Genomic DNA, 21,285 nt, shown 5'->3' on the forward strand with positions numbered 1-21,285 from the left:
GCAGCGGGTTCAATTCCCGCCGACTCCACCAGATTCAAAAAGCCTCCGTTGCGTAAGCGACGGAGGCTTTTGTTTTTCCTGTGATGCGTACTGCATCCGTACTCCAAACACCGTGCACTTGCTTCAGGGCTGTGCTGCGCTGATCAGTGCCTGCATCAGGCAGCGTGCGGCAGGACCTTGTACGGTTTTGCGCTGGCGGATCACAAACGCCGGAAAGACTGGCATACGGTCACTGCCCTCCCAGCTTTTTATCGTCAGCCGGACCAGTCTGCCCTGATCGATTTCCTGCTGCACCAGATGCAGCGGCATGCTCCCCCAGCCTATCTCCGCCAGCAGCAACCGGCGCTTCGTATCCAGTTCTGTGACATGCCATGCATCCAGCGCATGGACGCCGAAATCCGGATCGCCAGCCAGTGCGCCCTCGCGCGTCCAGACGATCTGCATATGCCCGCGCAAATCTTCCAGTGCCAGCGCGCCCTGCTTTTGTGACAGCGGATGTGCCGGTGCTGCCACGGCGATCAGCGGCCCCTCCCCCAGAAAATGCGCTTCGACTTCATTACCCATCGGTCCCATTCCGGCCACAACACCCAGTTGTGCCTGTCCCTGACGAACCATCTCCAGATCGTCGCCAAACGATTTGCGTACCAGTCTGACGCCCACTCCCGGAAATTTTTTATGCATGGTCGTCAGCGCTGCAATCACTGGCTCCATATCTGCAAACTCATTCACAACCAGCGTCAGTGCCGCTTCCACACCCTGGGCGAAACCACTTGCCTGTGCATGAAAATCCTGCAGATCTTCGACCAGCCGTCTTGCACGCGGCAGCAGTGCCTTCCCTGCACTGGTCAGTTGCGGACGGTAATGCGCGCGGTCAAACAGAATCAGGCCGGTTTGCTCTTCCAGCGCACGGATTGCATACGTAATGGTGGACTGCGAACGCCCGAGCTCACGCGCCGCTGCGGCAAACCCGCCATGATCCACGACCGCCAGAAAAGTCTGAAACTGATCGAGAGAGTAATGCATCACAATATTCAAATATTCGATAGACTTAATCGAATTTATCACATTCTCATTCGATTTTTTTGATACTAAGATCATGACTCCATACTGACTTTGCAGGAAATGATCATGAACACCCTTGCTCAGAACACTATAAGCACCCCCGACGATTTCCCTCAGTCCGGTGCACGCCAGCCCGTATTTTTTATGTCGCACGGCGGCGGGCCGTGGCCTTATATGGAAGGTGCATTTCATGCTCTGTTTGCACCGCTGGGAACCGCGCTGCGTGCCGTACCGCATCAGTTACCGCAGGCACCGCGCGCGGTTCTGGTGATCAGCGCGCACTGGGAAGAGCCGGTATTCACGGTATCCACTGCGGCCAGGCCCGGCATGCTGTATGACTATTACGGATTTCCGCCGCATACCTACAGCGTGCGCTATCCGGCTCCCGGCTCGCCGGAAGTCGGACAGCGTATCGCCGGATTGTTGTCGGATGCAGGCTGGCCGGTTGCCACTGATGATCAGCGCGGCTTTGATCACGGTACGTTTTGCATGATGCAGGAAATTTACCCGAGTGCAGATGTTCCGATTGTGCAATTGTCATTGAAACACGGCCTGGATCCGGCAGAGCACATTGCATTGGGTGCTATATTATCAACACTTCGTGATGAAAACGTACTGATCATCGGCAGCGGACAAAGCTTCCACAATCTGCGTCTGCATGGCGCAGCGGCACGACAAGCGTCGGAAGTGTTTGATCAGTGGCTGCAAAAGGCGATGGCATTACCGCAGACAGCGCAAAGACATCAGGCACTGGTTGAATGGGCACAAGCGCCCGCCGCCAGACTGGCTCATCCGCGTGAGGAGCATTTATTGCCGCTGATGGTGATCGCAGGCGCAGCCGGGGACGATGCTGCGCACCTGATTTTTTCGGAATTTCTGGCAGATTCCAGAACGTCCGCATTCCGTTTCGGAAGTTAAGGATAATGAATGAATACATGTAAGCAGGCACCCGGTGAATTTATTCCAAAAATCAACCGTGAACGCTGTGAAGGCAAAGGGCCCTGCGTACCTGTCTGTCCGTATCAGGTACTGGAAGTCCGGACACTGCCACCGGATCAGCGCGCAGGGTTGTCACTGAAAGGCAAACTGAAGGGCTTTGTCCATCGCTGGCAGCAGGCTATCGTGGTGCAAGCAGATCTGTGTCAGGCATGCGGCTTATGCGTTACGGCCTGTCCGGAAAAAGCCATCACGCTGATACGCCGCCCCGCCGGCTCCTGAAAAAATCCTGCCGACATTTCCATGAGGCAACTTGCAAGCCGGTTTTGGTGCTACTATATTGAACTGATGAAAATTTAAGCACTCAGCAGGTGATGTGATGGAAATGTCGGTGAGCGCCAGCCTGTCAAATCTGGCCGATGTCGGGCGGACAGCCCGTGAAAAAGATGTCAAACAAACGCTGCAAAAGTTAACGACTGAGCAGCCACAACAGCCTGCCCGTAAGGCAGCATCATCTACAGAAGTCAGCCTCAGCGAAGAATCGATCAAACGTGCGCAGGAAGCCGCCGTTGCTGCTGCGCAGCGTCTGAACGAAGTGAATCAGCAAAATACTGAGGCACTGAAAGCCGAAAATTCTGCGGATAAACCGGCTGGTCTGGCACAGGCCAGCGCTGCCAATGACAGTGGAAATGCAGCATCGGCAGTCAGCAAACCACAGTCGGTGAATAATGCCGAAGTGAAACCTGCTGACAAACAGGAAAATCTGCGTAAAGATGGCATCGATCCGTTTTCCGGTCAGCCGATCAAGCCATCCATCAAAATTCAGGATTCGTTCTCTGAACAGGCACAGGCCAAAGTCAAAAACAGCGGGCAGGAAGCCAATGCGGCCAACAATGCCGCGCATTATGCGGAACAGCAGCAACTGCTGGCCCGCAATAATGAAAAACGCCGTGAATCGCTGGGCATTAAAACCACCGCCTGAACCCGTCTGCGAAGCAAGGCACCCTGCCCCAACTCTGAAGTCCCGCCACATGCGGGACTTTTTATTTCTCCGTCGAAAATCTCGCCAGCAACGCTGAAAAGCCTCGTCCCGCCCTGCCTGCTCATCTGCAGATCAGCAGGGATTATCCGTCAGAACAGCACGTCATCCGGCCTTTACTGTGCAGAACTCCGCATTTACCATTTACGGAGAGCCGGACTTTCTGCCGACGACCGCCGGATCGCTGTGCTGAACACCGCATTTGGGGCATTTTTCGGTGTTTTGCAGAGCCGTGGAACACTGTCAGGCGACGGGCAGCGCGGGCTGGCGCTGGCGCCAGTCGGAGGCGTGGGCGCTCAGGTATTGCAGGAAAGCCTGCGCCAGCGGGGACAGGCGTTTGCCTTGCAGATACACGATGTACCAGCTGGACTGAATCGGAAAGCCGTCCACATCCAGCACTGCCAGCGCTTCATCAACCAGATGCTCGCCAAGCGCGTGGCGGGATAACACTGCCAGCCCCATGCCACCGGCAACCGCTTGCTTGATTGCTTCATTGCTGCCCAGTTCCAGCCGCACCAGCGGGGCAAAACCGGCTTTTTCAAAATGCTGATCGCAGGCCAGCCGCGTACCGGAACCGCGTTCCCGCAGGATGAAGCGTTCGCCGCTGAGTTGCGCCAGCGGGATGGCTTTTTGCTGCGCCAGCGGATGCGACAGCGGCGCAGTCACGACCAGCGGATTCGGCATGAAGACTTGCGACACAATATCCATATCGCGCGGCGGCGTGGACATGATGACCAGATCATCGAGATTGTCGCGCAGGCGCTGCAGCACGCCATCGCGGTTCTGCACTTCGAGTGCAATATCGATTTCCGGATAGTCACGGCAAAACGCGCCCAGCATACGCGGCACAAAGTATTTGGCAGTAGACACCACGGCCACTTGCAGCCGGCCTTGCGTCAGCCCTTTCATGGCGGCAATACGCTGTTCAAAGTCCGCCCATTCCTGACCAATATGCCGCGCGGTTTGCGCCAGCTCCTCACCGGCTGCCGTCAGGCTCAGGCGTTTTCCGGTCATCTCATACAGGGGCAGACCTATGCTGTCCGTCAGTTCACGCAATTGCATCGAGACCGTGGGCTGGGTCACATGAAACTGGCGTGCCACTTCACTGATACTGCGGTGCTGTGCCAGCGCAGCAAACAGACGTAACTGGCGGAAAGTCACATTCATAGATTTTTATCGATAGATGATGCCGTAAAAATTGATTTTACCTGATATCAGCCTTCCGTTAACATCTCGCCTGCTCTGGGATCCCGGCATCTTCTCACGCAACACCCCGGTCAGCGCCCCGTACAAGGCGACTGCACCGCACTTCAGAAAAGGTCTGATATGGCAAGCTTAGTTGATCCGGCAATTTTATTTTTTGTGTTCGGTTTATTCGCGGGCGCCGTGCGCTCCAATCTCGAAATTCCGCAACCGATTTCGCGTTTTTTATCTCTGTATCTGCTGATGGCACTCGGCCTGAAAGGCGGATTCGCCCTGTCGCATTCCGGCATGAACTGGCAGGTTGCCGCCAGCCTCGGCGCAGCCATGTTTCTGGCGGTGGCGATTCCGGTGGCCGGTTATCAGGTACTGAAACGCATGGTCAGTCCGTTTGATGCAGCGGCGGTCGCGGCGACTTACGGTTCTGTCAGTGCGGTCACCTTCATCACTGCGGTGCAGTATCTGGATTCGCACCAGCTTGCGTATGGCGGCCACATGGCAGCGGCAATGGCGCTGATGGAATCACCGGCAATCATCGTTGCCGTGGTGCTGGCGAATATGCTGCGCAAGAAAAGTGAACAGACGCCGCAGCAGAATTTGTCGATCCGTCACACGCTGCATGAATCACTGACCGATGGCGCGCAACTGTTACTGATCGGCGCAATGGTCGTAGGGCTGATCACCGGCGATGCAGGCAAAGCAGTCATGCAACCTTTCTCGGTGGATTTATTCAAAGGCATGCTGGCTTTCTTCCTGCTGGATATGGGCTTGCTGGCAGCACGCAGCCTGCCGCAATTGCGCGGCACGCCGGTATGGATGATGGCTTACGCGATTGCCGGTCCGCTGTGCCATGCTGCACTGGCGCTGGGGATTGCTTACCTGCTGCATATTCCAGCCGGTGATGCGGGCTTGCTGATGGTGCTGGCGGCATCCGCTTCGTATATCGCCGTGCCTGCCGTCCTGCGCTACGCGATTCCGGAAGCCAAACCTTCGCTGTACTTCGGCATGTCGCTGGGTATCACCTTCCCGCTGAATATCCTGTTCGGTATTCCGCTGTATATGCAGATTGCCCACAAAGTACTGGCCTAACCGGCTGTCTTCTGCGCGGATGTTGTGCCATATAAAAGACATAACATCCGTGTCATAATCCGGCGATCTTGTCTTCACCGGAGTCCGCATGTTGTCCCGCTTCCCGCACTGGCGTGCGCTGTTATCGTTTGTTACCGGCAGCGCCCTGATAGTCTATGCGCTGTATTTATGTCTGGTACATATCACCCACGCAGGCACGGCACTGATTGGCAGCATCGGTGTTGCGATGGCTGCATCCGGCTGGTTCAGCGTGCCACTGGCACGCTGGTTGCAACAGCAACGCTGGCGTCAGATCGGCTGGCAGTTATTGCTGACCGGATTTGTGCTGTGGGCAATCAGCGTTGCGGCATTTTTCCGTCACATCAGCTTACTCAGTGAGCAAGCCATACCGCTGGCGGCGACTGATCGCGGTGCGATTATCGTACTGGGTTCGGGAGTGCATAACTGTATCCCTTCACCTGCGTTGACTGCCCGTCTGAATCGCGGCGCAGAGGTTGCTATGCAATTTCCGGCGATGAACATGGTGGTCAGCGGCGGGTACACTCACGGCCGGTCATGCTCAGAAGCCGAAGTGATGGCAGCATATCTGATAGGCAATGGTATTCCCGCGAACCGGCTGATACAAGAAAATACGAGTACAACCACCTATGAAAACCTGCGCTTTACACGTCCCTTATTACAACAGCGGGGATTTACCGACGATACGCCGCTGATTATCGTCAGCAGCGAATTTCATCTGGAGCGTGCAACTGCGATTGCCCGTCGTGCCGGATTCCGGAACGTTTATACCGCCGCTTCAGCCACGCCGATGTACACCCGTTTCCCATCATGGCTGCGCGAGTACTTTTCTTTTATTAAAGGCTATCTGTTCAGCGAATATTAATCTCCGCTATACCGGCAGAACAGGGCGATGCGGATGTGTCCTGCTCTGCCCGCGCTTGCTGCGCCATCCAGTAATCCATTTCCGAACGCCCCGCCCCCAGATCACTCCAGTCCCGGTCTGTCATTCCCGCCAGCTCTGCGTGTTGCTGTTGCGTACGGCGACGCTGTTGCCACCATTGTTTAAGGGTATTCAGCATTTGCGGCCTCCTGTCTCATTAAGGATTCAGAGCCGCCATCATGCTATGCTGTGCATTATCAGAGAAGCCAGATTTTATAATCAACATTATCAGGAAAGCTGATCAGTCATCATGCGGGAACTCAGCCTCGATCAGGTACGCACCCTGATTGCCATTCTGGATCTGGGGACATTTTCAGCGGCTGCACAGGCGCTGCATTTGTCCCAGCCGACCATCAGCCTGCATATTGCAGAACTGGAGCAACGCTTTAATACGCCTTTGCTGGTACGCACCAGAAAGCCGGTGACTGCCACCGCCGCCGGAGCCTTGCTGGCGGAGCGTGGACGAAAATTGCTGAAGGAAGCCGATGAAATCAGTGAAGCAATACGCCGCCAGACACTGGGCATACGCGGACGGGTGCGCATGGGTGCATCCAGCGGCATACTGGTGCACAACCTGCCGGCGGTGATGGAAATCCTTGAACAGCGTTACAACGGCATTGATATTGATGTGCAGATTCTCGGCTCCGCCGATACGCTGGCGGGATTAACGCAGGGCAGTCTGGATCTGGGCATTGTGGCGATGCCGCAGCCACAGAATAAAGATATCGTGATTCAGCACTGGCGCACCGATCCGATGATGGCCTTCATTCCGCCGCGCTGGGAATGCCCTGATCTGATCACACCGGCATGGCTGGCCGACAAACCGCTGATTTTTAATGAGCCCAGCACCCATATGTACCATCTGACGATGGCATGGTTTGCCGCTGCCGGTTTTGCACCACGTGCGCGTATCGAACTGAATTACACCGAGGCAATGAAAAGTCTGGTTGCGTCCTCGTATGGCGCAGCGATTTTACCGGCAGAACATCCGGATCAGCATGGTGTGAAAACCATGCAAATCCGGCCTTTAGATCCGCCATTACCGCGCTACACCGGCATTGCGCACCGGCCATTACCGCAGCTGGACGGTGCCAGCCGCAATGTGCTGGAAGTGTTGCAGCAATTCCGACAGATACCGCAGGATTAAATTTTTTCCTGACGTGCCGGACGCTGCTTGTGGAAAGTAATCGGGCTGTAAGGCACGCTGGATGGCGGTGGTGATTGCAGAATGTGTTTTTTCATCGCACCGACCACATGCATTTCACAAGGTTTGCAATCGAAACGCAGCGTGTATTTTTCGCCGCCGGACACCAGTGTCATCGGTTCGGCTTTCACCTGTCCCTGCACGCCTTTCACACCTTTGGCCTGTTTCGGGCACAGGTTGAATGAGAAACGCAGGCAGTGTTTGGTGATCATCAGCGGCACTTCACCAGCTTCTTCATGCGATTCATACGCGGCAGCGATCAGTTCCACACCATGCTTCTGGTAAAACTCGCGCGCCTTGCTGTTGTACACATTGGCGAGATAGCTGAGCGTGGTTTCCGGATATTGCGCAGGTGGTTCGACCGCCGGTTCACGTTGCGGACGCGGCCAGGCGCTGACACGGGCGGCTTCATGCGCAGCCACGGCATCACGGCGCAGCGCATTCAGTACCGAGGTCGGTACAAACCACATCCGACCTAACTGCAGGCTGACATCTTCTGCTTCAAACATGGTGTTACCCAGTTTACGCAAACCGTCTTTCAGCGCCGCTTCCGCTTTGTCAGCCTGCTGCGCTGCTTCCAGTGCAACATCTGCGCGGGTGGTGGTTTCCACGCCGTCGGCATCGCTGATGGTCAGCAGCAAACCCTGTGCATCGTCACGCAAACGCAGCCAGACCGGTACACGGCGCTCTGCGGACTTCTTATGCAAAGCCTGTTCCCAGCGCTGATCGCGGTTGCGGTTCATCGCGATACCGGCTTTTAAACCCGGCAGCTCTGCCATGGTTTCATTCGGATAAATACGCCAGATTTCACCGTTTTCCGACTGACCGGTTTTCTCAACCGTATTCGCCTGCACACCGACCACTTCGCGTTTGTGCATGTAGTTCAGGCCGTCGCCATTCGCCATTGGTTCCTGCGTTTCAATTTCCACCCAGTTGGTGCCGACGCGGGTCACATAACCAAAATGCAGACCAACGAATTTCGGCGAATCAAACGCGCCGATATCTTCCTGACGACCATTCGCAAAATAATCGGTATGGCCGCGATGGAAAGTTTTGTCCACATTCGGAGTGAAAGCAATGCGCGACACACCGCTGGACGCACGCTGCAGTTCAGGACGGCGTTCCATGATTTCATCCAGCAGCAAACGATAATGCGCTGTGATGTTTTTCACGTAACTCATGTCTTTGTAGCGGCCTTCGATTTTCAGCGACTGCACACCGGCATTCAGCAAGGCTTCGAGATTTGCACTCTGGTCATTGTCTTTCATCGACAGCAAATGCTTTTCAAATGCGACCACGCGGCCTTGTGCATCCGTCATCGTGTACGGCAGACGGCAGGCTTGCGAGCAATCGCCACGGTTGGCGCTGCGGCCGGTATCGGCATGCGAGATATAACACTGACCGGAAAACGCGACGCACAAAGCGCCGTGTACAAAGTATTCCAGCGGCGTTTTCACTTCTGCTTTGATCGCACGGATTTGCTCCACCGTCAGTTCGCGCGCCAGCACCAGTTGCGAGAAACCGCACTGGCTCAGAAACCGCGCTTTTTCCACGCTGCGGATATCGCACTGCGTACTCGCATGCAGCTGAATCGGTGGAATATCCAGTTCCAGCAAACCCATGTCCTGAATAATCAGCGCATCCACGCCGGCATCGTATAACTGATGAATTTGTTTGCGCGCCGGTTCCAGTTCGGATTCATGCATGATGGTATTCATGGTCACGAAAATCCGCGCATGGTAACGGTGCGCATACTCCACCAGTTCCGCGATTTCACTGACTTCATTCGAGGCATTGTGACGCGCACCAAACGAAGGGCCACCGATATACACCGCATCCGCGCCGTGCAGAATCGCTTCTTTGCCAATCTCAATATTCTTGGCCGGTGACAATAATTCAATCTGATGCGGTAACAGGGACATGATGCGTGCCGAAAGCGGAGGAAAAGGGCGAAATTATAACGAAATCAAAGGCTTATGTCCTGCATCGTATACCTTTTACGGTACGTCTTCCATAAGCCGTATGAATGGCGAAGCCACGGGCTGATCAGACAGGCCGCAGTGTGCTGATGCCGGCGGTCAGATCGCGCACAGCAAACCTGTCTGCCAGAGCAATTTTTGTTGTATCTTATGCAGCAAACCTCACCCTGAACGACAGCTCCCCGCAACGAACCCCGAATACAGACCAATGACATTGCTACGCCTGCCATCCCTGCTGCTTCCCGTTTTGATGACACTCGCCGCTTCCGGCGTCCATGCGCAAACCCGCGACACCGGTGTCTTGCCGGACAGCATACGTCAGCAATTGCAGCAGCAAGGGATTCCGGCGCAGGCGTTATCGGTGGTGGTGATGCGGGCGGATAACGGGCAAACCGTTCTGCAGCAACAGGCGACGCAGGCTGTCAGTCCGGCATCCAGTATGAAGATCCTGACCACGCTGGCGGGACTGGAGGAACTGGGGCCGGTGTTCCGCTGGAAGACTCAGATACTGAGTACGGCCACACCGGAAAAAGAAGTGCTGAACGGCGATATCTATTTACGCGGCGGCGGCGATCCTTCGTTGTCGCTGGAAAAGTGGACCAGCTTTCTGCGCCGCCTGCGTTACAGTGGTATCAAAACCCTGCGCGGCGATCTGGTACTGGACCGCAGCAGTTTTCAGCCGGAACGCGAAGACTTACAGGCGACCCCGTTTGATGAACACCCGGATGCGGCTTACAACGTGATTCCCGATGCACTGCTGCTGAATCACAATCTGCTGCAGTTCGCAATTGAATCCGATGGCAAACGGATACAAACCCGTTTGCAGACACCGCTGGCGAATGTGGTGATTCGCAACAATCTGAAGCTGAATACTGCGCCCTGCGCCAGCTGGGAAAAATCCGTCACGCCACCGGTGGCGCTGAACGATGATAACGGAGATATTGAGATACGTCTGAACGGCAGCTTCCCGAAAAATTGTCAGGTCAGCACACGCTTAAATCTGATGGACCGCAATCAGTATGGGGCTGCGATGTTTGCGCAAATCTGGCGAGAACTCGGCGGTGTCTGGCGCGGTCAGGTGCGCGAAGGCAAAGCACCGGCGGATGCCACGCTGTTACTCGAACATCAGTCGGAAACGCTGGCAGATTTGCTGCGCACGATTAACAAGCAATCCGATAACACCATGGCGCGCGCCCTGTTGCAAACGCTGGGCAGTACAACATCCGGCATCAGTGGGAACGCTGTCAGTTCACGCACTGCCGGTGATCTGCGCATTCGTCAGTGGCTGACAAAACATCAGCTGGATGAACAGGGTCTGGTGATCGACAATGGCTCCGGTTTGTCGCGCACAGAACGGATCAGCACTCGGACGCTGGCCGGCGTATTGCAAGCAGGCTGGCGCAGCCCGTGGAATGCAGAATTTATCAGCAGCCTGCCGATAGGCGGCATGGACGGCACCTTGCGCAAGCGTCTGAAAGGCACGGTAGCCGAAGGCCGCGCCCGTCTGAAAACCGGCACGCTGCGCAATGCAACCGCGCTGGCCGGTTATGTACGTGATCTGCAGGATACGCCGTGGATTGTGGTCGCCATCGTCAACGATGAACAGGCGGCCAAAGCGCGCAAAGCTTTAGATCAGCTGATTTTGTGGGTGGTGGCCGGACATCCTGAACAATGGCAGGCACCGGACGAACCAGCGCCGGAAACTCAGCCCTGACGCCCCGCCTGTTCGCGCTGCAGCGCTGCCAGTTGTTGTTCCAGACTGGCAACGCGACGCTCTAAACGTTCCACATCATCCGCGTCGGCATGCTTGACCCAGCGGTTACCTAAACCGGTCATGCTGCTGAAAATCAGCCATGCCACACCTGCGCCGACTGCCCACTGAATCATTTGTGCTGGTTCCATGTTGTTTCTCCGAAAGTTCGCGTTAATGTGTTCACAGTGTGCCTGCGGCGCGGCTGCGGCAACAGTGACAAATGTCAGGACTTTACGGTGACAAGCCAGCAACAGGTACCTGCGTCACCCGCCGGAAGCCGGTCGGCAGTGTCTGAAACTGTCCGAAATCGCCCAAAACCGACCTAAATGCGGAGTTCAGCACAGCGATCCGGCGGTCGTCGGCAGAAAGTCCGGCTCTCCGGAAATGCCTGATGCGGATAGCTGCACAGCGTGAGACTGTGCAGCGGCTAGGGAAGAAGAAAAACTCAGTCCTGCAGCGGCAGATATACCGCGAATTCTGACTGATGTTCAGGTACATCCGGGAAGAAGCGGATACGCTCCACAAACAATGGAAAATCCCGTATCTGCTGACCGCTGGCAGGCAGCCATGTGCGGTACAGCCAGTCCAGTCCGGCGTATAAATCCTGTTCACGACCGGTGATCAGCAATTTCGCGCAGCGTCCGGCGGGAATAGTCTGCATATGAATACCATCAGCGCCCTCACCCGGATCCGCATCCAGCGGCAGCGCCAGATCGAGCCGAAAATCCTGCGCAGCAACCGTGTCCGGATCGTTGTACAGAATATTCAGCGTGGTATAGCGTGAGGGATGCAGATGGTGTTTTTTGCGCCAGGCAATAAAGCGCTGTATGGTTTGCCCGATCAGCGCCGGATCGCCCAGATGCGACATGCAGGCAATGCGGGTGGCAGGGAAAGCGATCAGTTGCGGTTCAGCGAATGCAGCAGACACAGACAGACTCCTTTCAGAAAACAATCGGAAACGCCGGTTCCAGGAGAGCCAGTCCGGTGCATGGCGGAAAGCACTCGGGCTTTGTCCGGTATCGCGCCGGAATTCGCGTGCAAACGCTTCCGGACTCTGATAACCGTTATCCAGCGCCACCTGCATTACACTCAGCGGGCGGTATGCCAGCTGATACGAAGCGCGCCGTAAACGGCTTAAACGGATATAGCGATGCAGCGCAATGCCGGTCCATGCCTTAAACAAGCGATGAAAATGAAACGGTGAAACGGCAACCAGCGCACTCAGGGTTTCCAGACGCAAATCGCCATCCGGATGAGCATCAATCCAGTCCAGCACTGCCTGCAGGCGGCGCTGACGGCTACCGGCAGTCGCAGTGTGTTCTGAAAGTTGATCCATCGTATCGAGGCAATGTGCGCATATGTACAGAAAATAAGCTGAGTGGCGGATATCAGAAGTTGTTATCCGCCTGCTCTCCTGTCTGCACAGTATGCAGACAGCGCGCCTATCTTACCTGACCATTCTTGCTGAATTGATGCACCAGAAAGAGAATCAGCACCAGCCGTGCGCAGCATAGCGCGCGCGCAACAAATGCATCATGGCGACATTTAATTCCCACGCATTGCTGACTTCCTGCTGGCTGTACGGCAGCGTGGCGGTATAAGGCACAGGGCCGAATTCCGGCGTGATCGTCAGGCAGGTTTCACCGGCAGCAACACGTGCCTGCAGAATCTGATCCCACCAGGACAAATGCACCTGCAGTTCTGCCGCAAATTCCGGTGCACGGAAATCGCTGACCTGCGGCCCCTGCGCATGACCAACCCGCGCATGAATATGCTTCACCAGCGGAAAAATTCCTTCCAGCATTGCTTGCTGATCCTGCAGCAGGGATTCGCAGGCACAGCACCAGTGCGATAAATCCGCGTTCAGCGGTAAGCCGGGATTGTTTGCCAGATACGGTGCCATCAGCGCCGGATGCCCGCTGAAACGGCTGCGGTGAATTTCATGCACAATGCGCACACCGGTTTCCTGACTGATCGCTGCAGTCAGCGCAATCAGTTCCTGATTCTGTGCGACGCTGTACCAGTCTTTGCCGGTGTGGCTGTTGACCATCAGCGGCTGTGCCACACAGGCACGGCGCAACAGCGATTCCAGCGCCGTTTTATGCTGCGCAAAATCGGCGTGGAATACGGTTTCCCACTGCTGGGTAATCAGTTGCAAACCGGCATCGCGGATACGCTCCAGCCAGTGCGCCCATTCGGCGTCATCCGCAGGCAACGACATTTCAATGCCATCAAAACCAGCGGCTTTGACTTCATCAATAAACTGCTGCGCCGGTTTGCCTGCATGTCCCCAGTGCGCCGCAAAAATATGCAGTTTCACCGTCTGACTCATTCAAAGCCCCGCACCGGAAACTCTGCGCCGCGCTGTATCCAGTTTGCCGGCGAATACTGGCTGGCGCCATCGGTCACGTGCAGCGTGTAAGCATGGCGTGATACCGGCGAACGGTTCGGTGCGCTGTAATGCGGCAGCAAGCCGTGGAAGCACACCAGACTACCCGCCCGCACTTCCAGCGGCACGGCAGTGCTGTCATCCGGCCACGGCAGATCGGACAATTTTTCAGTACGTACATGGTCGCCTTCACGCACAAAGCGTTCACGCAGCGGTGTGCGGTGACCGCCGGGTTCCGCCCACAGACAACCGTTTTCCAGACTGGCATCTTCCAGCGCAAACCAGAATGTCGTCACCGTCACCGGATCGGTTTCAAAGTAAGTCGCATCCTGATGCCAGCGCACTTCGCCGCCTATGCCCGGCTGCTTAAAGATATACATCGATTGCCAGATTTCCGGCTTCTGCAAACCTAACTGACGCGCAACGGCTGCCAGTTCAGGTCCGCGTGAAAACGCGCTGAACACCGGATCCAGATCATGCATCGCATGACCAATTTTATTAATCGACAGCGCTTTGGCCTGACGCAACTGACCATCTGCACCAAACGCTTCTTCTTCAAAGAAGCAATGCATACGGGTTGCCGAATCAAGGAAGTAATGGTCGATGTGTTTATCCTGCTCGCGTGTCGTGAAAATCGAACGGGACTGTGCGGGATCGAACGCATCCACAATCTCGGCAGCACGCTGACGCAATGCAGCGATTTGCTCAGGTGATTTGAAATCCGGGATGACGATATAACCATCCTGCTGATAGCGGTCTAACTGTTCCTGATTCAGCATTACTGCCTCCTTGTTTTGCGATAGCGCAAGTGTAATCAGCGCAGCACCTGTCCGACAACAGCTACAACGGTTGACAGTTTGTTTCCGCTTCTTTGACAATCAGCATTTATCCCCCTGAGCAGGTCAAGCTATGGATACGCTGAAAGCGATGGAAGTTTTTTGCGAGGTAGCCCGTCAGCGCAGCTTCAGTGAAGCCGGCCGCAGGCTGGGCATCAGCCGCGCACTGGTCAGCAAACATATCGCCGCGCTGGAACAACATCTGCAGATACGCTTGCTGCATCGTTCCACCCGCGAAGTCAGCCTGACCGGTCAGGGGCTGGCGTTTCTGACGCCATGCGAAGAGGCAGTGCAGCAGGCACGCGCGGCGCTGGCAACAGCAGCGCACAGCAGCGATCAGTTGCGCGGCATCCTGCGTCTGCAGGCACCGGCCAGTTTTGCGTCTGAATGGCTGGCGGGCATTCTCGCCCGTTTCGGACTGGCGCATCCGGAGCTGCAAATTGAATTGCATGCGGACGATGCCTTGCTCGATCCGGTACGCCACGGTTTTGATCTGAGCATACGGGTCGGCGGCATTCCAGACCACTATGGTTTGCAAATGCGGACGCTGGCACCCTGCCGTGGATTGCTTTGCGCCAGTCCGGCTTATCTGGAAAGTGCCGGAATGCCTATGCATCCGTCTGAACTGAATGCACATCGTTGCCTGCATTTCAGTCATCTGACACAAGGCGCACGCTGGCAGTTTCAGCGTGGTGAAGAACACTGCGAAGTCACAGTCAGTCCGGTCTTCAGCGCAAATAATGGCCGCGCACTGCATCAGGCAGCGCTGGCCGGTGCCGGTATCGTGTATCACACCAGTTTTCTGGCAGCCCGCGATATTGCCGCCGGGCGTCTGCAAGTCGTCTTGCCGGACTGGCAGGTACCGCTGAATCATCTGACGGCGCTGTATCCGGCCACCCGCCGCCTTGCACCGGCAGTGCGCGCACTGATTGATCTGCTGGTCGCTGAATTCGCACCGGTGCCGGAATGGGACAAACTGGCGGGGCTCAGCACCATTGCCGGACAAAATGTTGCTGCAAATCATCAGCCTGACAGCCTCAGCACAGTATTTGCCGGCATTTACTGAACTGTGCTGGTGAAATTCCGCGCTTTGTCATACTGTACCAACAGCACCTGAACAGTGCGTACCGGATGTACCGTAATGAAGGAAAACCTGTGCTATGTGGAAAGAATATCTGGAAGGTCTACTGGAATGGAAACGCATTATCCGCGAAGCCTTCACGGATAAATTCTTTCTGCTGTGGTTTCTGCCCCTGATGCTGATGTCTTTGTTGCTGGTCGCGATTTTGTTTGATCTGCTCAGCTACGATCATGTATTTAAAGGCGCACATCTGGCTTCTCAGTCCTGTCGTAACCTGAACGACAAAGAAGCATTCATCATGCTGATGAATATGCTGATTACCGTACTCAGCGGCCTGGTCACCATCGGTGAGCTAATGCGTTTCGCGGAAAATAAGAAAAATGGCCTGCCTGTGCAGTTAGGTTCTTTTCTGACCAGCGCGATTATTGGAATTACATCGCTGCTGTCACTACTGATTTTCTCCCGCTACTTCTGTCACTGAGTCGTCGTTTCGGATATCTGATAGCTCCAGTACAAGCTAATAACCTGAACTTATAGCCAAACGACAAAAAGTCACTCGTTGCCATACAGAAATTTGCCTATGATGCCGCAGTCTGATGGATTGGTCAGACCCTTCTCTGCTATCCCCCAAGATAGTGAGGATACTTTCACGGGCGCCACGGCGCCCGTTTTTTTATATAAAAATTCTTACGGATAACTGCCAGTTTTTTTCAGCGGCTACTTACGTAATAGCAACCATCTCAAAACGAATACTGCATTCCGATCGAAACATTCGTGACAGACTCTTTACCACCGGCAAACTTCACTTTACGGGTTTCCAGCTCTGCGCGCGCCGACAGTTCTTTTGTAAAATTCACTGTGACACCAATGCCGCCCACCGGCACCAGTGACGACTCACTGCTGACAAGTCCATTCGTGTTAGCTGAAGAAACCGGGGTTTTGACAGACGCGACACCAAGTTTCGCAAACGCCATCAGCTCACTTCCAAGTCTCGCACGCAACACGCCAGCTAAATCCATTGACCTGATTTTTTCCCCTGAACTGCCGACAGCACTGTTTGCACTTGCTGACGCCGCCATTTTTCCCAGATCAGCATAGCTGGCCTCAATCGAAAAAACTGATCCGGTTGTATACCCTGCAAACACTTTGTAGCCCGAATTTGCATTGCTGCACCGGACACCTCCCTGACAATTTTCAGTCCAGTGGAATTTACCGATTGTTGCCCCCGCATAAACCTGCGCAGACGCGACATTCACAGCCAAAGCACCTGCCAGCATTGTCACCAGCATTATTCCGTGTTTCATTTTTTTCATTTTCATACCAGATTTATCAAAAGAAATATTTACATAAAGAAACTTTAAATAGCATAAAGCATATTTTCGAAATTATATTTCAATATATTTAAAATTGGCACTTTATTATCTGCAGCAAAACAGTAAATCCGGATTACTTTAGGATTGGCATCACGACGCGCATCCAGTACGATGCAGTCCTTTGAATTCCGATTCGTTGCTCCGGTATGCTTAGTTCTCTGTTTTCTGTACGTTGCGCTGGTTTGAAAAAGTTTCTGATATCGGCTTGCACCGGTTTACTGCTGGCTGCCTGCGGCACGCCGGTCAAACCACCTGTGCCTGTGACCGAAACTTCTATACCCGCTGCCCAGCCGGTGAATGCGCCGCTACCGGGTCAGACTGTCAGTCAGCAGGTTCCGCCGCTGCCACGCGAATTCCGCGCAGTCTGGGTTTCCACCGTTGCCAACATCGACTGGCCCAGCCGACGTGATCTGAGCAGCGAACGTCAGAAACAGGAGATTCTGCAGATTCTGGATCAGGCTGCGCAAATGCGGATGAATGCCATCGTTTTGCAAGTGCGTCCCGCTGCTGATGCGATCTATCCTTCCGCGCTGGAACCGTGGTCTGAATTTCTGACCGGTGAACAGGGGCGCGCGCCCAACCCTGCTTATGATCCGCTGCAGTTCTGGATCGAACAGGCGCACGAACGGGGTATGGAATTGCATGCGTGGTTCAACCCTTTCCGTGCACGGACAGCATCGCCAAAGGCAACGCAGGCGCGCAACCACATCAGCCGTGCGGCGGCGCAAGTCGTGCGTAACTATGGCGACCAGCAATGGATGGACCCGGGCGAGCCACTCGCACGGCAGCACACACTGAATGTGATCGCAGACGTGCTGCGTCGCTACGATGTGGATGGTGTGCATATCGACGATTACTTTTACCCCTACCCCGTAAAAAATGCGCAAGGGACTGAAATAGAATTTCCGGACGACGCAGCATGGAACCGTTATCTGCAATCGGGTGGCACACTCAGCCGCGCCGACTGGCGACGGGATAATGTCAACCAGCTGGTGCGCGCGATTGCAGACCTGGTGCATCAGGAAAAATCCTGGGTGAAATTCGGCATCAGCCCGTTTGGCATTGGACGCCCGGACCGGCTTCCGGCCGGCATTACCGGCTTCAGTCAGTACGATAAATTGTATGCGGACGTGGAAACCTGGCTGGCTAACGGCTGGTTAGATTATCTGGCACCGCAACTTTACTGGCCGATACAGCAAACGCCGCAGGCTTTTAAAGTGCTGCTGGATTACTGGCAGCGTCAGAATGTGCAGCAACGACACATCTGGCCCGGACTTTTCACGAGCAAAATTGATCAGAGCGAAAAATCCTGGCCATCGGATGAAATCCTGAATCAGGTGGATGTCACGCGGTCCATGCAGGCAGGCGGGCATATTCATTTCAGCATGATCAGTCTGGCACAGAACCGTAAGCAAATCCGCCAGCGCTTAGAACAGGAGAAATACCTGACGCCGGCACTGGTACCGGCAACGCCGTGGCTGGAAAATACGAATATCGCCCCGCCGCAACTCAGTCTGCTTACAGCAGCCAGAGTGCGTGTTCAGTTACCGGATCCGGCAAATACACGCTGGATTGCCGTCTGGAAAAAAACTGATCAGCAATGGCTGTTCAGTTATCAGCCTGCCAGCCAGACTGAGGTCGATCTGAATAACGGTGCGGCAGTACGGCAGATTGTGATTATGGCGATCAGCCGTTCAGGTCAGCAAAGCCTGCCGGCCAGCATGCAGTTCTGAAACGATTTAAAGGCTGGTGACATCGTCAGGCAAGCGCAGCACCACCCTGTCGCGTCCGCTGCGTTTTGCGGTGTACAGCGCATCATCAGCGAGCGCCAGCAAGTGATTGACCTCAGTATGCACATGCAGACGCGTCAGTCCGACGGATGCGCTGTAACGAAAATCCGGTAGTGCCGGTAAAGGTCGCGATTTTCGCAAGCGCTCAAGAATGCGTTCACAAATTTGCTGTGCCTGCGTCGTTTCCAGACCGGGCAGCAGCAACAAAAATTCTTCCCCGCCGACACGTCCGCAGGCATCTTCGCGCCGGATACATGCCTGCAGCGTGCGTGAAAAATGAATCAGTACCTGATCACCGGTTGCATGGCCGTAGGTGTCATTGACCGCCTTAAAATGGTCTATATCAATCAGCGCAATATGCAGCGGCGCGTTGACTTCCTGAGATTCCTGAACACGTTGCTGCAATAGTCGCATCATGGCGCGTCGGTTGGAGATTCCGGTCAGGACATCCGTACTGGCTTCACGTAATGCCAGATCCCTTGCATGTCTCAGTTCCCGCCCTTCCTGACGCTGATGGGTGATATCCATACCGATGCACAGCATCCAGCGATTCGGCAGCAGGGTTTCTGTCATCCAGATCCATCGGCCATCCGTCAGATCGGCTTCAAATCCGCGAAACGCTTCTTTTCCACGCCGGGAATAAGCTGAACGTATCCATGCATCAATATCATCAGCACGAATCCGGACTCCGCGCTGCTGCTCATAATTTTCGCGCATCAGTTGCTGCCAGCTCATGCTGCCATCCGTCCGGCCACCATAGGTTTCACAAAACGGCGGATTCGCAGCGCGCAGGATATCGTGCTGATCAAACAGGGCGACCAGCAGATACGGGTTTTCTAGCAAGCCTTCGCCTGCCATTTCAGTCAGGTTCAGTTGTTCTGTCATCTCAGAGGTCCGGTAACCTGATACAGCTGCCCCAGTAATAAAGCGTCAAGTGGTATTTAAAGATAATCATTATTCGCCGAAACTGGAAGCTGCAACTGTGAAAGATGTTCAAACACCGCCGCTTATGTGCAATCTGTCTCCGTAGAAATACGGAGACAGTACAGCCTTGTTACAGAGTACAATCCCCCGCTGATATATCCGCCGGATACGCTATGCGATTGCGTCATATTGAAGTCTTTCATGCTGTTATGCAGACGGGCACCATCAGTGGTGCTGCTCAGTTGTTAAATATTTCCCAGCCAGCGGCGACAAAGGTCTTACAGCACTGTGAACTGCAGCTGGGCCTGAAGCTGTTCGAACGTATACGCGGAAAACTGCATCCGACACCGGAAGCCCACCGTTTGTTTGGCGAAGTGGATAAGCTGCAGCGGGATTTACAGTCTGTCAGACGTCTGGCGGCAAATCTGAAAAGCAATCCCGCTGAAGCGGTCAGGCTGGCATCAACACCCACGCTGTCGATCACGCTGATACCGGAAGCGCTGGCAAGATGGCGTCACCGGTTTGAGAAGGTCCATTGTACGCTGGCGACCTTTCACACTGCCGGACTGGTCAACAGCTTGCTGGTCGGCGACACAGACCTCGCATTTTCTTTGTATGACCCGTGCCACCCGGGCATCAACAGTGAAGCGATTATTCGCGGCAATATGACTGTGATTGCACCGGCGGACACGTGGCCAAAAGAGTTGCACGGGCAGCCACTGAAATTATGCGGCTTACCCAAAAACCTGATCGGGATTGATCTGGATGATCACTTAGTCAGCCGCCTGCTCGATGCCTGTGAAGACGAGGGAACGGTCTTTGAATCCAGTACGATGGTGCAGACCTATCTGCAGGCAAAAACACTGGTGGAACTTGGTGCAGGCGCAGCCGTGGTTGATCCGTTCACTGCAGCCATTGCAGACCGCAGCAAAACAGCATGCCGTCCGGTTTTTCCTGCTGTCGGTGTGGACTTATATCTGTTGTCACGCAAAGCGACACCGCTGTCACGCAGCGCACATGCTTTTGTGGACGCGGTGCGCCAGACTGCAAACGACCACATTGCACGCGCCTCAGCGCAAGCTCAGTCAATACGCGGATAAACAGCCCTTACCTGCGCCGGATCCCCCATATTGAAATGCCACCACTCCGTCGGAATACCATGGAATCCGGCGTCCAGCATCAGATCACGCAGTAAATGCCGGTTTGCCACTTGCTGCGCAGTCAGCCCACCGCTTTCGAGGAAAGCCTGTTCCAGGCGTGGTTGTGAGCGCTCATCGAAAGCATCAAACGCAGTCCCCATATCCAGTGCCCTGCCTTCCCCGTCCAGAATACTGACATCGACCGCCATGCCAAACGAATGAATGGAGCCACGGGCGGGATCGGCAACATACATTTGCAAAGGCGTTCCGGCCAGAAAATCCCACAAGGCAATCTGAATCTGATGCGGACGCAAAGCGTCGTAAACCACCAGCTGATGTTCGCTGTGTTGCTGGCGTAATGCATTCGCAGCAGCTTGCAAGGCATGTGCCGCTTCACGGTGCAGCCACGCGCAGTCACGGCCAGCATATAAATTGCGTCCGGTAAAATTATCCGTGCAGGCATAGCGCAAATCCGTGACGACCCCGCGCAGTGCAGACAAAGGCAGGAAGTCAGGATGCGGACTGGCAGGCGATGCAGCTGATAAACACAT

Annotated in this window: 22 protein-coding genes; 11 read left to right on the plus strand and 11 right to left on the minus strand. The window is 55.0% G+C overall.

All coding sequences use genetic code 11. The features are described from left to right. Window positions 1-123: 123 nt before the first annotated feature. Entirely contained in the window at window positions 124-1,065 is a 942-nt protein-coding gene (locus IE092_RS17570; protein ID WP_229793246.1) for a LysR family transcriptional regulator, read from the minus strand. A 63-nt stretch (window positions 1,066-1,128) separates the two neighbouring features. Between IE092_RS17570 and IE092_RS17575 the strand changes: the two genes are divergently transcribed. From IE092_RS17575 to IE092_RS17585, 3 genes are all read left to right on the plus strand, one after another. Beyond that, window positions 1,129-1,980 (plus strand): DODA-type extradiol aromatic ring-opening family dioxygenase, encoded by an 852-nt coding sequence (locus IE092_RS17575; RefSeq protein WP_189358819.1) that lies wholly within the window; start codon window positions 1,129-1,131, stop codon window positions 1,978-1,980. 9 nt (window positions 1,981-1,989) lie between these two features. Continuing rightward, complete coding sequence (locus IE092_RS17580) at window positions 1,990-2,280, plus strand: 4Fe-4S dicluster domain-containing protein (RefSeq protein ID WP_189358821.1); 291 nt, start codon at window positions 1,990-1,992, stop codon at window positions 2,278-2,280. Between the two features lie 97 nt (window positions 2,281-2,377). Then, entirely contained in the window at window positions 2,378-2,980 is a 603-nt protein-coding gene (locus IE092_RS17585) for a hypothetical protein (RefSeq protein WP_189358823.1), read from the plus strand. 300 nt (window positions 2,981-3,280) lie between these two features. On the opposite strand, the gene IE092_RS17590 is transcribed toward IE092_RS17585, so the two are convergent. Beyond that, window positions 3,281-4,204, minus strand: a complete 924-nt coding sequence (locus tag IE092_RS17590; protein ID WP_189358825.1) for a LysR family transcriptional regulator — start codon at window positions 4,202-4,204, stop codon at window positions 3,281-3,283. 159 nt (window positions 4,205-4,363) lie between these two features. Between IE092_RS17590 and IE092_RS17595 the strand changes: the two genes are divergently transcribed. Continuing rightward, on the plus strand, window positions 4,364-5,326 hold the full coding sequence (locus IE092_RS17595) for a sodium-dependent bicarbonate transport family permease (RefSeq protein ID WP_189358827.1): 963 nt from the start codon (window positions 4,364-4,366) through the stop codon (window positions 5,324-5,326). A gap of 88 nt (window positions 5,327-5,414) precedes the next feature. Continuing rightward, a complete protein-coding gene (locus IE092_RS17600; RefSeq protein ID WP_189358829.1) occupies window positions 5,415-6,209 on the plus strand; it encodes a YdcF family protein in 795 nt (264 codons plus the stop codon). Here IE092_RS17600 and IE092_RS17605 read toward each other — a convergent pair. After that, the gene (locus IE092_RS17605; protein ID WP_189358831.1) at window positions 6,196-6,405 is read right to left on the minus strand and encodes a YjiS-like domain-containing protein; all 210 of its coding nucleotides are present in this window, start codon (window positions 6,403-6,405) and stop codon (window positions 6,196-6,198) included. The two genes, IE092_RS17600 and IE092_RS17605, sit on opposite strands and share 14 nt — an antisense overlap. 111 nt (window positions 6,406-6,516) lie before the next feature. On the opposite strand from IE092_RS17605, the gene IE092_RS17610 reads away from it, so the two are divergent. Continuing rightward, entirely contained in the window at window positions 6,517-7,413 is an 897-nt protein-coding gene (locus IE092_RS17610) for a LysR family transcriptional regulator (RefSeq protein WP_189358833.1), read from the plus strand. On the opposite strand, the gene IE092_RS17615 is transcribed toward IE092_RS17610, so the two are convergent. Beyond that, complete coding sequence (locus tag IE092_RS17615) at window positions 7,410-9,392, minus strand: peptidase U32 family protein (protein WP_189358836.1); 1,983 nt, start codon at window positions 9,390-9,392, stop codon at window positions 7,410-7,412. The two genes, IE092_RS17610 and IE092_RS17615, sit on opposite strands and share 4 nt — an antisense overlap. 265 nt (window positions 9,393-9,657) lie before the next feature. Here IE092_RS17615 and dacB point away from each other — a divergent pair, with 265 nt between their 5' ends. After that, window positions 9,658-11,163 carry a D-alanyl-D-alanine carboxypeptidase/D-alanyl-D-alanine endopeptidase gene (dacB, locus tag IE092_RS17620; RefSeq protein WP_189358838.1) on the plus strand — a complete coding sequence of 502 codons (1,506 nt, stop codon included), beginning with the start codon at window positions 9,658-9,660 and terminating at the stop codon, window positions 11,161-11,163. Here the strand turns inward: dacB and IE092_RS17625 are convergent. The 4 genes from IE092_RS17625 to IE092_RS17640 form a co-directional block, all read right to left on the minus strand. Then, the gene (locus IE092_RS17625) at window positions 11,154-11,351 is read right to left on the minus strand and encodes a hypothetical protein (RefSeq protein WP_189358840.1); all 198 of its coding nucleotides are present in this window, start codon (window positions 11,349-11,351) and stop codon (window positions 11,154-11,156) included. The two genes, dacB and IE092_RS17625, sit on opposite strands and share 10 nt — an antisense overlap. Window positions 11,352-11,647: 296 nt before the next feature. Next, window positions 11,648-12,538 carry an AraC family transcriptional regulator gene (locus IE092_RS17630; RefSeq protein WP_189358842.1) on the minus strand — a complete coding sequence of 297 codons (891 nt, stop codon included), beginning with the start codon at window positions 12,536-12,538 and terminating at the stop codon, window positions 11,648-11,650. 153 nt (window positions 12,539-12,691) lie between these two features. Continuing rightward, a complete protein-coding gene (locus IE092_RS17635) occupies window positions 12,692-13,522 on the minus strand; it encodes a sugar phosphate isomerase/epimerase family protein (protein WP_189358844.1) in 831 nt (276 codons plus the stop codon). An 8-nt stretch (window positions 13,523-13,530) separates the two neighbouring features. Then, window positions 13,531-14,370 carry a phytanoyl-CoA dioxygenase family protein gene (locus IE092_RS17640; protein WP_189358846.1) on the minus strand — a complete coding sequence of 280 codons (840 nt, stop codon included), beginning with the start codon at window positions 14,368-14,370 and terminating at the stop codon, window positions 13,531-13,533. 130 nt (window positions 14,371-14,500) lie between these two features. On the opposite strand from IE092_RS17640, the gene IE092_RS17645 reads away from it, so the two are divergent. Both IE092_RS17645 and IE092_RS17650 read left to right on the plus strand, forming a co-directional pair. After that, on the plus strand, window positions 14,501-15,493 hold the full coding sequence (locus IE092_RS17645) for a LysR family transcriptional regulator (protein ID WP_229793247.1): 993 nt from the start codon (window positions 14,501-14,503) through the stop codon (window positions 15,491-15,493). Between the two features lie 94 nt (window positions 15,494-15,587). After that, complete coding sequence (locus tag IE092_RS17650; RefSeq protein ID WP_189358848.1) at window positions 15,588-15,989, plus strand: hypothetical protein; 402 nt, start codon at window positions 15,588-15,590, stop codon at window positions 15,987-15,989. Window positions 15,990-16,248: 259 nt separating this feature from the next. Here IE092_RS17650 and IE092_RS17655 read toward each other — a convergent pair whose 3' ends face one another. After that, window positions 16,249-16,812, minus strand: coding sequence for an outer membrane beta-barrel protein (locus IE092_RS17655; protein ID WP_189358850.1), 564 nt, complete (start codon window positions 16,810-16,812; stop codon window positions 16,249-16,251). A gap of 251 nt (window positions 16,813-17,063) precedes the next feature. On the opposite strand from IE092_RS17655, the gene IE092_RS17660 reads away from it, so the two are divergent. After that, on the plus strand, window positions 17,064-18,614 hold the full coding sequence (locus IE092_RS17660) for a glycoside hydrolase family 10-like protein (protein WP_229793248.1): 1,551 nt from the start codon (window positions 17,064-17,066) through the stop codon (window positions 18,612-18,614). 6 nt (window positions 18,615-18,620) lie between these two features. On the opposite strand, the gene IE092_RS17665 is transcribed toward IE092_RS17660, so the two are convergent. Next, window positions 18,621-19,556, minus strand: a complete 936-nt coding sequence (locus tag IE092_RS17665; protein WP_189358858.1) for a GGDEF domain-containing protein — start codon at window positions 19,554-19,556, stop codon at window positions 18,621-18,623. Between the two features lie 212 nt (window positions 19,557-19,768). Between IE092_RS17665 and IE092_RS17670 the strand changes: the two genes are divergently transcribed. Continuing rightward, entirely contained in the window at window positions 19,769-20,695 is a 927-nt protein-coding gene (locus IE092_RS17670; RefSeq protein WP_189358859.1) for a LysR family transcriptional regulator, read from the plus strand. Here IE092_RS17670 and IE092_RS17675 read toward each other — a convergent pair. Next, window positions 20,677-21,285, minus strand: coding sequence for a M15 family metallopeptidase (locus IE092_RS17675; RefSeq protein WP_189358861.1), 609 nt, complete (start codon window positions 21,283-21,285; stop codon window positions 20,677-20,679). The genes IE092_RS17670 and IE092_RS17675 overlap by 19 nt on opposite strands.

Origin of the sequence: Cognatundibacterium squillarum, assembly GCF_014652435.1 — a bacterium.
Taxonomy (GTDB): Bacteria; Pseudomonadota; Gammaproteobacteria; order Burkholderiales; family Burkholderiaceae_D; genus Undibacterium; species Undibacterium squillarum.

Bases quoted from the DNA above. Each gene is read 5' to 3' on its own strand.
- IE092_RS17575 (WP_189358819.1), top strand. From the start codon at position 1,129: ATGAACACCCTTGCTCAGAACACTATAAGCACCCCCGACGATTTCCCT.
- IE092_RS17580 (WP_189358821.1), top strand. From the start codon at position 1,990: ATGAATACATGTAAGCAGGCACCCGGTGAATTTATTCCAAAAATCAAC.
- IE092_RS17585 (WP_189358823.1), top strand. From the start codon at position 2,378: ATGGAAATGTCGGTGAGCGCCAGCCTGTCAAATCTGGCCGATGTCGGG.
- IE092_RS17590 (WP_189358825.1), bottom strand. From the start codon at position 4,204: ATGAATGTGACTTTCCGCCAGTTACGTCTGTTTGCTGCGCTGGCACAG.
- IE092_RS17595 (WP_189358827.1), top strand. From the start codon at position 4,364: ATGGCAAGCTTAGTTGATCCGGCAATTTTATTTTTTGTGTTCGGTTTA.
- IE092_RS17600 (WP_189358829.1), top strand. From the start codon at position 5,415: ATGTTGTCCCGCTTCCCGCACTGGCGTGCGCTGTTATCGTTTGTTACC.
- IE092_RS17605 (WP_189358831.1), bottom strand. From the start codon at position 6,405: ATGCTGAATACCCTTAAACAATGGTGGCAACAGCGTCGCCGTACGCAA.
- IE092_RS17610 (WP_189358833.1), top strand. From the start codon at position 6,517: ATGCGGGAACTCAGCCTCGATCAGGTACGCACCCTGATTGCCATTCTG.
- IE092_RS17615 (WP_189358836.1), bottom strand. From the start codon at position 9,392: ATGTCCCTGTTACCGCATCAGATTGAATTATTGTCACCGGCCAAGAAT.
- dacB (WP_189358838.1), top strand. From the start codon at position 9,658: ATGACATTGCTACGCCTGCCATCCCTGCTGCTTCCCGTTTTGATGACA.
- IE092_RS17625 (WP_189358840.1), bottom strand. From the start codon at position 11,351: ATGGAACCAGCACAAATGATTCAGTGGGCAGTCGGCGCAGGTGTGGCA.
- IE092_RS17630 (WP_189358842.1), bottom strand. From the start codon at position 12,538: ATGGATCAACTTTCAGAACACACTGCGACTGCCGGTAGCCGTCAGCGC.
- IE092_RS17640 (WP_189358846.1), bottom strand. From the start codon at position 14,370: ATGCTGAATCAGGAACAGTTAGACCGCTATCAGCAGGATGGTTATATC.
- IE092_RS17645 (WP_229793247.1), top strand. From the start codon at position 14,501: ATGGATACGCTGAAAGCGATGGAAGTTTTTTGCGAGGTAGCCCGTCAG.
- IE092_RS17650 (WP_189358848.1), top strand. From the start codon at position 15,588: ATGTGGAAAGAATATCTGGAAGGTCTACTGGAATGGAAACGCATTATC.
- IE092_RS17655 (WP_189358850.1), bottom strand. From the start codon at position 16,812: ATGAAACACGGAATAATGCTGGTGACAATGCTGGCAGGTGCTTTGGCT.
- IE092_RS17665 (WP_189358858.1), bottom strand. From the start codon at position 19,556: ATGACAGAACAACTGAACCTGACTGAAATGGCAGGCGAAGGCTTGCTA.
- IE092_RS17670 (WP_189358859.1), top strand. From the start codon at position 19,769: ATGCGATTGCGTCATATTGAAGTCTTTCATGCTGTTATGCAGACGGGC.
- IE092_RS17675 (WP_189358861.1), bottom strand. From the start codon at position 21,285: ATGTGTTTATCAGCTGCATCGCCTGCCAGTCCGCATCCTGACTTCCTG.